The organism is Knoellia subterranea KCTC 19937, from assembly GCF_000768685.1.
Classification (GTDB): domain Bacteria; phylum Actinomycetota; class Actinomycetes; order Actinomycetales; family Dermatophilaceae; genus Knoellia; species Knoellia subterranea.
In genome coordinates this window covers 22,687-34,955 of the sequence record NZ_AVPK01000017.1, presented here as the reverse complement: position 1 = coordinate 34,955, position 12,269 = coordinate 22,687, and the positions used below count along the sequence as shown (strand labels likewise).

The window sequence follows — 12,269 nt, the reverse complement described above, 5'->3', positions numbered from 1 at the left end:
GCTCGCCCGCCGCGCGCGCCCGCGCCTCGGCCCGGGCAGCCTCTGCCTGGGCGAGCAGCTCCTCGCGGGTCGGTCGGGCCTGCTCGTCGTTCATGCCCTGCCTGTCTTCTGACTGCATCAGCCGACCGGAGTGGGGTCGCTGCCCTGCGGCTCGTCCGTGCCCGGCTCGGGCGGCAGGGTGACCGTCGGGAAGATCGTCGGTGTCGGTCGGCGGGTGAAGCTCGGCGTCTCCTCCGGATCCGGGGTCGAGGTGGGCTGCGTCGTCGTCTCCGGCGGGGTCGTCGTGCGCGGACGAGACGTCTGGCGCGGCGTCGCTGACGGTTGGGTGGCCGCCTCCGTCGTCTCGGACGGGGTTGCCGACGGCTCGGTGGTCTCGACCTCGGGTGGTTCCGTCCCGACGAGCAGCCGGTATGCCGTCCGCCCCCACAGGCGGTCACCCTGACCCGACATGGCGGTCCGGTCCCTCGTGGAGACGTAGGCGTTCGGCTCACCCGTGTCGAGGAACTCCTGGGCGACATCGAGGGTCGGGACGCCGTTCTCGTCGGCCCACTCGGCCAACTGCTCGCGCACGTCCTGGTCGCCGTCGTCCGCGGTGGGTGCCTGCAAGGTCGCGACCACGAGGGTCTCGGGCCATGCCTTGCGCGCGGCGGCGAGGGTGCGGTCGAGGCGTCCGCGGATCTGGCTGGCCGAGTCGTTGCGCCCGTAGTTGAGGACGACGAGGTCGGGCTTGCGGGGCGCGAGGAAGGACAGGCGCTTGGCGGCGTAGTCGGCCTGGGCCTCTGCGCGGCTGCCGTTGTAGATGGTGACCTCGGGGCCTTCGGTGCCGAAGGTCTGGTCAGCCGCATAGATGGTGGGGTCCTGCGGGTCCAGCTGGTGCAGGGTCACCTGGCGGGTGCGGCCGAGCAGCTCGGCGAAGTTCGCGACCCATTCGCTCTTGCCGTCGCTCGTCTGGTCACCGAGCACCGCGAGGGTGACGGGGGTGGTGCGGGCGAGGATGGCCGCGGCAGCTGTCGAGGGCGTCGGGCTCGGCGAAGCGGAGGCGGACGTGCTCTTCGACGCGGTGGGTGTGGGAGATGCTCCGGTCGGCAGGGGCGGCTCGTCGTTGCGTCCACTCACCCAGACAACGAGAGCCACGACCAGGGCGACATTGACCGCGATGGCCAGGACACCCAGGCCGACGTCGGTGCCCCGGAAGCGTTTCACCCGTCCATTCTGCAACAGGACCCCCTAGCGCACCGAAACGCGAAGTCCGTGGAGGACTGGCCGGGACCGGCCCGGTGCGCTCCATTCGTTATGTTGACGTCGTGAATCCGGACCCTGCCCGAGGGCGCACCCCTGCCCGCCTCACCGAGGCCCGGCAGGCCCTGTGGCACCTGCGCCACGGTGGTCTCGAGCAGTTGCGCAAGCACCGGCGCCGGACCCGGATCGACTCCCACCGTGCCCGCGGCACCATCCGGATGGGTACGGAGGGCCTCGAGGTTCCACCGTGGCCCATGCCCGAGCGCGCACCGCGCCGCCCCGACCTGCGCGTCGGCGTCATCCTCGATGACTTCACGAGCCTCGCGCTGGCCTACGAGTGGGACCAAGTGGCGCTCAGCCCCGATGCGTGGCCCGATCAGGTCGATCAACCGCGCATCGACCTGCTCTTCGTCGAGTCGGCGTGGCACGGCAACAACGACGCGTGGCAGTACCACCTGACCGGCACCTCCGCTCCCCGCCCGGCACTCACGGAACTCGTCTCGTGGTGCCGAGCACACGGCATACCCACTGTTTTTTGGAACAAGGAAGACCCGGTCCACTACGAGGAGTTCCTCGACACGGCCCGGCTCTTCGATCACGTCTGGACGACCGACTCGGACCGGGTCGCGGACTATCGACACGACCTCGGGCACGAGCGGGTCGGGGTGCTGCCGTTCGCGGTGCAGCAGTCGATCCACAACCCCGTACGACTCGCGAGCGGGCAGCACCAGAGTCGCGACATCGGTTTCGGCGGAATGTATTTCGCGCACAAGTACCCCGAGCGCCGCGAGCAGATGGACCTCCTCCTCGGGGCCGCGGACGCCGTGTCGCCGCGGATGGAGACCGGGCTCGAGATCTTCTCGCGCTACCTCGGCGGCGACGAGCGCTACCAGTTCCCGGCGCCGCTGGACGAGCGCGTCGTCGGGTCGCTCGACTATGCGCGGATGCTCACGGCATATCGGGCCTACAAGGTGTTCCTCAACGTCAACTCCATCGTGGGCTCGCCGTCGATGTGTGCGCGGCGCATCTTCGAGATCACCGCGTGCGGAACGCCGGTCGTGTCGACGCCGAGCCGCGCGATCGGTGAGTTCTTCCCCGCCGATGAAGTGCTCCAGGTCGGGACGCGCGAGGAGGCGGAGTGGACGCTGCGCGCCCTCGTCAACAGTCCGGAGCTGCGCGACCACACCGTCCACGCGGCGCAGCGAAGGATCTGGTCGGAGCACACGTACACCCGTCGGCTCGACGACGTGCTGACGGCTGCCGGTGTGGGGGCGGCTGGGTCAGAAGCGTCGCGTATGCCGTCCGTGAGCGCTCTCGTGTCGACGAACCGTCCGCACCAACTCGAGCACGTGCTGGGCACCGTCGCGGGCCAGGTGGGCGTCGACGTCGAGCTGGTTCTCCTGACGCACGGGTTCACTCCCGATTTCGACGTGGTGGCCCGAGCCGCCGAGTTGGGGTTGACTCGGGTCGTGCTGCTCACCGAACCGTCGACGACGTCATTGGGTTCGTGTCTCAACCGGCTCGTCGAGGCGGCCTCCGGCGAGGTCGTGGCCAAGATGGACGACGACGACGTCTATGGGCCGAACTATCTGCGTGATCAGTTGTTCGCCCTGGACTATTCGGGGGCGGACGTCGTCGGCAAGCAGGCCCACCACATGTGGCTCGAGGCGCTCGACGTGACGATCGTGCGCTTCCCGGAGCGCGAGCACCGCTTCACCGATCTCGTCATGGGACCGACGATCGTCACGTGGCGCGCGGTGGCGCAAGCGTATCCGTTCGCCGACGTCGGACGAGGGGAGGACACCGGCTTCCTGCGCGACGTCGTGGCCGGCGGCGGGTCGGTGTATTCGGCCGACAGGTTCAACTTCGTGCAGATGCGGCACACTTCGGTGCGACACACCTGGGAAGCGTCAGAGGTGGAAATGCTCGCGAATGCGCGAGTGCTTGTCTACGGTCAGGTCAGTACCCACGCATTTGCGTAGCCACCTCGGTCAGCAATCCTCCTCCTGGGCCCGGCCGTCTCGGTGGATCCGCTCCTCGGCCGCAGCCCATGCCTGACCCAGCTCCTCGTCGTACGCATCGCTGTACTTGTGGCTGTTTCCGTAGAAGGCCCCGCCGGGCGAAGCGGTCAACTCACCGATCACTGGCCCGCGAGGTCCCACGAACATGTCGACACGCATGAACGGCGTCCTCAGCTGCGTGGTCAGACGTGTTGCCACTTGCAACATCTCCTCGGCCTCGCTCGGGCGCACAGGTTGGCCGAGTGACCGACTGGGATCCAGTTCCACCGAGCCCGGAAGCGTGAGCACGTTGAAGCCCCCGTCGAAAAAGGCCAGCTCGATCGACTGGGGATTCCTGTCAATCTGCAACACGTGCCGCGGCTCGTCGTAGAAGACGGACACCTTGTAGTCGAGTGGTATCCGTTTGTCAGGACCGGGCCCTTCGATCCACTCCTCGACCATGAGGCGATATGAGCTCTTGTACTTGCAGCGGTCGTGTACCCGCACCTGCTCAGCCAGAATCTGCGCCTGCGTCAACGTACGTCGCGACAGTTGCTCGAAGTACGTCCCGTCCCCGAGCCGCTCAAGGAGCATGACCCCCCATGACGACGACATCACGGTCGGCTTGAGGACGAACCTGTCCGGCCCAACCCCGAGGTCCATCTCGTCGGGTGTCCGCCAGAAGGCGAACGGTCGGGGGACCGGGTAGCCGTGCTCGGCGCAGAACATGTGGAGTTTGTACTTGTCGTTGACCCACCACGGGACGTCCTGCTCCCTCCCTGCATTGCGCATGGCGATGCGCTGTGTCCACGCGACAGTCACGTGGCCCCCCTCCCTTCACCAGTCTTGGCCGGATTGATGGACAGGGTAGGACTGTCAGGAATTCGTTCGCAGGCGTTTCGGGAAATGCGTGGTGGAGACGATGCAGTCGAAATCGTGTCCGACTCCCAGCTGTTTCCGTGACGCAGATCAAGGGTGGTCGGGGGCCATGGACTTCTTGGCTTCCATCAAGGCAGCCTCGAACTGCGCCTCGAGAAAGCGGTATCTGGCCATCCAGTCCACGTCGGATCGGGGGGCGGTGACAGTGTCGGTCGACCCGGTCCCGTCGATCAGCGCCAGCTCCCGAGCGATCGTGGCGTCCCAGCCGCACTGGCGGGCCGTGTCCTCGGCTGCACGACGAGACAGACGCCGGTGGCGAGCCTGATCACGTCCCAGTTCGATGATGCCCTCGGCCAGCGCGTCGATGTCATGAGGCGGTGCAAGGATGCCGCTGACATCGTCGGTGACAAACTCCGGGACGGCGCAGACATCGGTCGTCACCGGCACGAGACCCGAGGACATCGCTTCGGAGGTCGAGACGCCGTGCGAGTCCCACACGGTCGGGTTGAGGTAAATGCCGTGCAGGCGGTGCTGCTCGGCGACCTCGGCACGGGTGAGAAAGCGTCGATGGAGAGCCACGTTCGGCAATCCACGAAGGGACGCCTCTGCCTCAGCGAAAAGAGGGCCCTCACCGAAGACGCTGAATTGGAACTCGCTGGCGCCCGTCCTCCTGACGACCTCCACGATGGTCTGGATGACCGACTCGGTGGCGTACTTGCGCGAGGTGAACGGCCGGACCACGAGCACCTTGCGTGAGTGGTCGGGCGCTTTGTTCTCGAATCGAAACAGGCCCGGGTCGACAAAGTTGGGGATGACACTGAAGTGCCTGGGCATGAGACCCAGGTCTGGTTCCACGACGAAGTGGCGGAACCAGTCGGACACGGTGACACACTGGGCGAGCGGCCGATCTTTCAGGAAGTCACGCAAATACGCCAGGGCCTCTGTCGAATGCTGCCTGAGGTGGATCAATGACGCTGCGGTCGTTGTGTCATCATCGAGGAAGTTGAACCAACGCCGATGCCATGCCTCGATTTCGTATCCGTGAAACCACATGATCACGCGCGGTTCGGGCCTCAACTGTCTCAGTGGCTCGAGCATGTACTTCACCGGGAAGTGAACCAGATAGGTAGCGCGTCCACGCACAGAGACCCAGCTCTGGAAGTCGGCCGGCGGACCCGTAACAACGGTAACCCCGTCGAACACGTAGGTCGCTTCCGAGTCGCGGCGGAGGTCAACGCAGTACACATCCAGCTTCAGACCTGCTTTGAGATAGGCCTTGACGCGCGTGTGGACGAATCCATATCGATACAGGTCCTCATCACTGGGGTAGGCATTCGTGACCAAGACGATGGCCTCGTGACTCCGAGCGGACGAACTCTGCGCGATCATCAGCCCGCCTGTAGGGCAGAGAGCAGCGCTCCGTCCACGACTGAGGCGGCTCTGGCTCGCTTCACGGCGAGTCGACCAATCTGTTGCGCCTCCTCGTACGGTCCTGTTCTGAGGTACGTCCGAATATCATCCGCAATCGGTGTCGCGGTGAATTGGGGGCACCCATGGTCGCCGAAATTGCTCCACAGGCCCGCCCTGAGATTCTGGCCAACCTGTAGGCCCACATTGTCTCGGGCACCGACGCCAACACAGAGGGCGCCAGCAGCCAGCGTTCTAATACCCCCCATCCCTGCCACCAGTCCGATAACGGCAGAGTTCATCCGAATAGGTACTTCTTCGGGGGGTACCCAGCCGGCGAAATTGACATCGAGCCCATGGCTTGCGGCAAACCGCCCCATTTCGCGTTCCATGCGGGGTCGAAGCGGTCCATCGCCCAATACGTCGAGCTGCCATTTGACATTCGGAATAGCCTGCTGGCATGCCAAGAGAACTTCGCGAGCGACCGGAAACTGTGCGCTTTTGTCCTGCGCGATCCGGGACGCCATGACGATGCGGCCGACACCGTCGGAGAGTTTCTCTTCCAGAGTCTTCAACGGCATCTCAAGAACGTGGTCAGGAACTCCATTCGCGACCATCTCAACCCTCCAGGGGTCGACTTTCCCAATCCTGACCAAGAAGTCAACCAGGCTGGGACTCGCAGCAAGGAAGGCTGTGACCTTGTCCGACCAGGTGTAGACGTAGTCGTGGAACGCCCCGTGGCACATGACATACAAGTCGGCGCCCCAAGCCTCATTGACATACAGCGCCAGATCTCGGGCGCCTGAGGCGTGAGCGAACACGATGTCGTAGCGGTCCGACGTTCGAAGAAGGTCACCGACTGGCTTCCAATCTGCCCAGTCCACCTCGATGACCGTCGCCCCAGTGGCCCGCACGCGATCGGCGACAAGCCCTGAAGCACAGGCAACGGTCACCTCGTTGCCCGCTGCGACGAGTGAGCGTGAGGCGCCCTCAATGTATTCATGGAGCCCTCCCCAGTCAGCGACTGTGCGGGCTGGCATGAAAATGCGCTTACCGGACACGAGAAACCCCGCTATCACGAAGGAGGTGACCGACGTCAGTCGGTGTGCAGAAGGTGAGTTCGACACCGATTGCTGACATAAGAGTCGTGACGTAGGTCTCCCACTCCGGATCTGGCCGTCGAGTATGCGGCAAGTACATCCGGCTGCATTCAAGGTCGCCGCCGAGAAGAAGAGCCACTCCCAGATATGGGGTCAGCGCTCGAACCGAGTCCTCACCCGAGTCGAAAAGCCAGACGTTGCTCGCCACAGCGAGGCGATCCATCGAAAAGATTCGCCCCGACCACTTGTCGCCGCGAAGAAGGGTCACGACGACGCGCGCGCCGGAATCAACCGTGTTCGCCGCCTCCAGCCACGCATGGTCAATGTCAAGCACGAGAGTGGTACCGCGACCTCCGTGCTGGCTGCCCGTGTCGTCCACGGGTCCCACGGAACACCAGACTGGCTGTCGGAGTTTGGTCAGGTGCGCAGCGATTTCCGGCGACACAGGTTTGGGCAACCGGACCATTCCTCGGAAATGCTGTTGAAATATCAGAGCCGACGCCACGGCCAGGCGGTCTCCCGGGAGCTTGTCAATGGGGGAGTCAATGAGCAGCCTTGACAAGTGGGGTCGTGCCTCCGCAGGCCCTACGGGGGCAAGCTCGATCATCGTTTTGCCGTCGGGTTGTTCCTTGAGCAGGATCTCCACCTCAGATCCCCTCCTCGCCGGTCAATGCATCGATCAGAGTTCGCCAGTCGCGAGCCTCAGAGTCCAAATAGACCAATCTTCCCGATTCCAAGCAGGGGCGAAGTTGGCGCATGGCCCTGAGTGCCTGCGACCAGAAGGGGTACCCAACCGCGTCCATGCGAACACGGCCTCCGCCCTCACTGGCCGCCGAAAGCCGCACTGCGCGCGCTGGCTCGCCCAGCAGTGCAATTTCCCGCTCCGTCAGATCTCCCGAAGGGTTGATCAGCCATGCAGGCGACTTGCCTCGCTTGTCGAGGTCGGTCATGAGATCACCGAGCCGTCGCTCGATGGCTGCCGCAGCTCTTCGGGGCTGTGGGAGACCCTCGGCTTCTGCTTCCCCGGCCGTCGAGGGTGGCGGGCCATGACGCCTCACGGCACCGAGTTGGATCCCGACCAAACCGGCGTCGCGCATCCGCACGATGTCGTCCCAGGTGAACTCATCCACCTCGCTGAACTCGAATCGAAGTTTCCCAGTCATGAGGTCGTGTTCGGCCAGCATGTAACTCACTGCGTCGTAACGATCCAAGGCGATGATCTTGTTCGTCGCGTTGTTCACGATCAATCCGGTACGGCGCACGAGGTGGTCAGGCAGGTAGACGCCGAAAGAGCGGAAGAGGTCGGCTTTCTCCTTGATCGCCGGAGGCTTTATCTCGCCGGCCGCCTTCCGCAACGATCTCCGGCCAGATGCGGCGGCAGGCAGGATGGCGGCGTATCTGGTGAGGAGAGCGGCCGAACGCTGCCGCCCCCCGTCGACCGCGGTGACCTGCCGGTGGTGGATCCGCCGAATGAAGTGGACCTTTCCGGTGTGTGTCCAACGAACGCCGTTCCACATCAGGCGCGACGCAAGGTTGATATCGACCGCGGCAGACAGTGTCTCGTCGTACCTGACCCGCCGCACCAGCGCCGTCGGAAGCAGCCAAGTGGCATGCCCCGGGCCCATGCCATTGAACGCGAGGAGTTCCTGCGTGAAAGCTTCGCGCGTGGCATGCAGAACCATCGCGGCAGTCTCGTCGTCGAAGTTCACCCAAGCACCGAAGGTGGCGTCGACATCCTTGTTCAGTGCAGCAAGTCCCGCTTCCAAGCGCCAGGGCAGCATCAGATCATCGTCATCGTGGACGGCCGTGAAGAATCCACGGGATTCGTCTGCTCCGCGGTTCCGCGCAGCACTGATGCCGCTCGGTGACTGAAACACATACCGAACACGTGGATCCTGGATCGCTGCGACCGCTTCGCGAGTGGTGTCAGTGGACCCGTCGTCGACCACGATCACCTCGAAGTCGGCAAACGTCTGGGCCAAGACCGACTTGATGCTCTCGGCGATGTAGTCGCCTCGGTCCCGCGTTGCGATGCAAACGGACACCAGTGGCCGCCTCAGTTCGCGTGGCACCGACCAGTCGATCAAATTGCGGTAGATCGACGGGTCCTCTTCCAGGAGGGCCACCCGATTGCGTCGGTGGTGATCACCTTCCGGACCATGCCGTGCCGGATCTGGGCAGGTTCCACCAAGCGCGTGATACGCGGTCAATTGTGGCTCTGCAAACCACTCGATGGTCTCCGCGGCCCGCCCAAGCCTGACACACAGGTCCCACCCGACATGGGAGTCGAATGCTTCTCGTTCGTCGAGTCCTCGGAGCCGCACGAAGAGGTCTGCCCTGCACAGCATGGCCATCCCTCGGTTCCAGCGCGGGCGCGGCGTCGACTCCACGTAGCGCATCGAGCTGGCACTGATGCTCTCGACCAGCAAAGTCAGGTCCTGCGCCCCAGCTACGTCACGTCGTTCGAAGACCCCGGCGTGAGAACCATCTCGCGACGTCAAGGACTCCAGCGCTGCCGCCACAGCCCCATCGGGAAAGAACCAGTCTTCGTCGGCGATGAGCAGGAACTCTCCACCAGCGACCGCCGCTGCAGAGTTGAACGTCCCGGCGCGTGTCCGGGCAACGGATGGCACGAAGAGGCAGCCGGTATCCAGAGCCGCCGCCTCGATCCAAGACGGCTCCTCCAGGCCGGAATGATCCCGTGAAGCAAGGATGATTTCACCCTGAACGGAGCCGAGCGCCCGGCGGAGGTTATCAATGGTCGCGCGCAAAAGTGTGTCGGACCAACCGTCGGGGAGAAGGATGACAGAGACACTCAGCCCAGTGTTCATGCCACCACCTGTGGGGTGATGACACCGGCGAACCATCGGGGCGTCCCGGACCCGACCGGGAGGGGTGCGGTGCCGTATCGGTAGACCAGTCGCCCAAACTCCACCTCCGGGGGTGGCCCAGACTTCCCCTTTGCCCACGGGAGAACACGGAGGCGGAAGGTAGAGACGGGGGCGCGTGAGGTCACCTTCGGAAGATCGACGTATCCACCCGACGTGGCACTGAGGTACGCGAACACGCAGTCCAAACTCTTTGAGTACGGCCAGGACAGGTCTGGGGCCTCGACCAGCTGACCTTCAGGGTCGACGGCATCCAGAGCCACGAGATAGGTCCGATCGCGGACGAGTCCCGACAGCACCTCGACGCTCATCTCCAGAGAAGCGGCATGGAATATCGGATCTAGTGTGTAGACAGATTCTGATGTCACATCCGTCCCCTCATCTTGCGTGGCTCCTGTCATCGGCACGATCACAACTCAACACAACCCCGCTCGCCAAGGGGTCGGGACCACTCAATTGTCCTTCTCAGCGCATCTGAGAACACCATCGGGCTGGTTTCCCCGCGGAACCGAGTATCGCTGGAGCACCGTCAATCGATCGCCCAAGGGCGCGGCCCAGTCAACATCCGATTCGAGAGAGCCAAACCCGTTCGGAGCCAATGACGGCATGGCGAGATCGACAAATCCGCGCTGCGCGCCATACGAAGAGCCACCGTCCAGATACTTTGAGATGGCCGTCTGGGGGTTGAATGCCAGCGCAAAACTCTGTGGGACCAACGCGGAGACCTGAAGCGCAGCAAAACCGCCTCCGCACGATCCGGAGAAGATCACGCGACGTGCTCCGATGGAGCGAGCTGCCGAAATGGTCCAATCAGCAAGTAGTGGATAGAGATCCACGTCAACGGTCCCGGCGAACCACGTGGGCTGGAGGCGTGGATCCTGATGGAACCCGGGGTCGGCAAAATACAGCGAGGAGAACCCTGTCTCCCGCAGTGACTTGAGTCGCTCGAAGCGAGGAAGCTCATACGTCTCGCGGTTGAGCGCTCCGTGGAAGCTCACGACGAGCGTGTCGGATTGAGCGTTGAGAAGAAGGGCTTCCAGCGGGAGTGCCGACGCAAGTTCGCACTTGTACCGCGTTGCACCCGGAAGTGGGCTCGGTTCGAACTTCACGACGTCATCGACATCGCAGACCGGGACCAGTCCAGCTAACTCGTCAACGACCTGATTCGGAATGGGAGTCACTGACTGACCACCGCTCACGCACGAAGCTCGCAGCCGGTGGGCCAGTCTCGGGCCGGTGCCGCACCCAAGATTGAAGTGGTCGTCGAGGCCGGGCACGAAGGCATGGGCGGATCCTAGCGAACGCGCATCGCTGACTCGTGTGGACCAGCGACGCTGCGAGGGCCAGAGGAAGCAGGCCTGACCCCGGTTCCCAAGTTGGTAGATTTCGCCGTGAACACCCCTCAATACGCAGACAAGGCCCACACCGTGCACAACTCCTCCACCGTCGCTGTCATCGGCCTCGGTTACATCGGCCTCCCCACGGCCGCCATCCTGGCCAGCAACGGGGTGAAGGTCATTGGCGTCGATGTCAGCGACAAGCACGTCGACGCGGTGAATCGCGGTGAGGTCCCCTTCGTCGAACCCGACCTCGCGACCCACGTCGCCGGCTCGGTCAGTCAGGGCATGCTGTCGGCGCAGAAGGACACCCCCCAGGCCAACACGTACATCGTGGCGGTGCCCACGCCGTTCAAGGACGGCTACGAAGCTGATCTCAGCTACATCGACGCTGCCACGGACGGGATCATTCCGCAGTTGCGCGGTGGGGAGCTGCTGATCCTCGAGTCCACCTCCCCGCCCGGCGCCACCGAACACATGGCCAAGCGTGTTCTCGATGCAAGGCCGGACCTCAGCCTCGATGGCTCGGACGGACGCCCGGTTGTCCACTTCGCCCACTGTCCGGAGCGGGTCCTCCCGGGTCGAGTGATGATCGAGCTCGTCACGAACGACCGCATCATCGGTGGCCTGACGCGTGAGGCCGCGGAGCGCGCGCGAGACCTGTACCAAACGTTCTGCGACGCCGAGTTGCACCTGACTGATGCCACCACCGCCGAGATGGCCAAGCTCACCGAGAACTCGTTCCGTGACGTCAACATCGCCTTCGCCAACGAGCTCTCCGTCATCGCCGACAGGCTCGGAATCGATGTCTTCGAACTGATCGAACTCTCGAACAAGCACCCGCGGGTCAACATCCTGCAGCCCGGACCGGGAGTGGGCGGACACTGCATCGCGGTCGACCCCTGGTTCATCGTCAGCGCGGTTCCCGAGGAGGCGCGCCTCATTCGCACGGCGCGCGAGGTCAACGACCACAAGCCTGAGGTTGTCCTGAGCAAGGTCAAGGAACGCGCGGACCGCTTCAAGACGCCGGTCATTGCCGCCCTGGGTCTGGCGTTCAAGCCGGATATCGATGACTTGCGTGAGTCCCCTGCCCTGGAAATCACCAAGCAACTCGCCGCCCGTCACGCCGATGCCCGCATCCTCGCGGTCGAACCCAACATCGATGAACTTCCTACGGCGCTCGCCTCCAGCGGGAACGTGAGCCTGTCGGGCACTGAGGAAGCCATCGCTGAGGCCGACATCGTCGTGCTCTTGGTCGATCACAAGGAGTTCAAGCACCTCGATCGCGCGACCCTGGCCGAGAAGGCCATCATCGACACGCGTGGCGTCTGGCGCTAACCCGCCATGTCCTTCTGACCACCCACCGAAACCACTGGCAGAACCCGGGGAAACACGTGCACGACGACGAGCGTCGCAACC

10 protein-coding genes are annotated in these 12,269 nt (G+C 64.2%); 2 read left to right on the top strand and 8 right to left on the bottom strand.

Translation table 11 applies throughout. The annotated features are described in order from the left end of the window. Positions 1-117 precede the first annotated feature (117 nt). Complete coding sequence (locus tag N803_RS16865; protein WP_035907500.1) at positions 118-1,203, bottom strand: SGNH/GDSL hydrolase family protein; 1,086 nt, start codon at positions 1,201-1,203, stop codon at positions 118-120. Positions 1,204-1,304: 101 nt separating this feature from the next. On the opposite strand from N803_RS16865, the gene N803_RS16860 reads away from it, so the two are divergent. After that, a complete protein-coding gene (locus N803_RS16860) occupies positions 1,305-3,221 on the top strand; it encodes a glycosyltransferase family protein (RefSeq protein WP_035907499.1) in 1,917 nt (638 codons plus the stop codon). 9 nt (positions 3,222-3,230) lie between these two features. On the opposite strand, the gene N803_RS16855 is transcribed toward N803_RS16860, so the two are convergent. The 7 genes from N803_RS16855 to N803_RS18445 form a co-directional block, all read right to left on the bottom strand. Beyond that, a complete protein-coding gene (locus N803_RS16855; RefSeq protein WP_035907498.1) occupies positions 3,231-4,061 on the bottom strand; it encodes an ATP-grasp fold amidoligase family protein in 831 nt (276 codons plus the stop codon). 147 nt (positions 4,062-4,208) lie between these two features. Further along, a complete protein-coding gene (locus N803_RS16850) occupies positions 4,209-5,507 on the bottom strand; it encodes a glycosyltransferase family 4 protein (protein ID WP_035907497.1) in 1,299 nt (432 codons plus the stop codon). Continuing rightward, positions 5,507-6,586, bottom strand: a complete 1,080-nt coding sequence (locus N803_RS16845; protein WP_035907496.1) for a glycosyltransferase — start codon at positions 6,584-6,586, stop codon at positions 5,507-5,509. Before N803_RS16845 ends, N803_RS16850 begins: the two co-directional genes overlap by 1 nt. After that, positions 6,576-7,271, bottom strand: coding sequence for a hypothetical protein (locus N803_RS16840; RefSeq protein ID WP_035907494.1), 696 nt, complete (start codon positions 7,269-7,271; stop codon positions 6,576-6,578). Before N803_RS16840 ends, N803_RS16845 begins: the two co-directional genes overlap by 11 nt. Before the next feature lies 1 nt (position 7,272). Further along, the gene (locus N803_RS17760; RefSeq protein WP_052112427.1) at positions 7,273-9,456 is read right to left on the bottom strand and encodes a glycosyltransferase family A protein; all 2,184 of its coding nucleotides are present in this window, start codon (positions 9,454-9,456) and stop codon (positions 7,273-7,275) included. Beyond that, positions 9,453-9,920, bottom strand: a complete 468-nt coding sequence (locus N803_RS16830) for a hypothetical protein (RefSeq protein ID WP_156969846.1) — start codon at positions 9,918-9,920, stop codon at positions 9,453-9,455. The genes N803_RS17760 and N803_RS16830 overlap by 4 nt, the downstream gene beginning before the upstream one ends. Before the next feature lie 45 nt (positions 9,921-9,965). After that, the gene (locus N803_RS18445) at positions 9,966-10,790 is read right to left on the bottom strand and encodes a hypothetical protein (protein ID WP_156969845.1); all 825 of its coding nucleotides are present in this window, start codon (positions 10,788-10,790) and stop codon (positions 9,966-9,968) included. 114 nt (positions 10,791-10,904) lie between these two features. Here N803_RS18445 and wecC point away from each other — a divergent pair, with 114 nt between their 5' ends. Then, on the top strand, positions 10,905-12,188 hold the full coding sequence (gene wecC, locus N803_RS16825) for a UDP-N-acetyl-D-mannosamine dehydrogenase (RefSeq protein ID WP_084764637.1): 1,284 nt from the start codon (positions 10,905-10,907) through the stop codon (positions 12,186-12,188). The last annotated feature ends 81 nt before the right edge of the window (positions 12,189-12,269 follow it).

Bases quoted from the DNA above. Each gene is read 5' to 3' on its own strand.
- N803_RS16850 (WP_035907497.1), bottom strand. From the start codon at position 5,507: ATGATCGCGCAGAGTTCGTCCGCTCGGAGTCACGAGGCCATCGTCTTG.
- N803_RS17760 (WP_052112427.1), bottom strand. From the start codon at position 9,456: ATGAACACTGGGCTGAGTGTCTCTGTCATCCTTCTCCCCGACGGTTGG.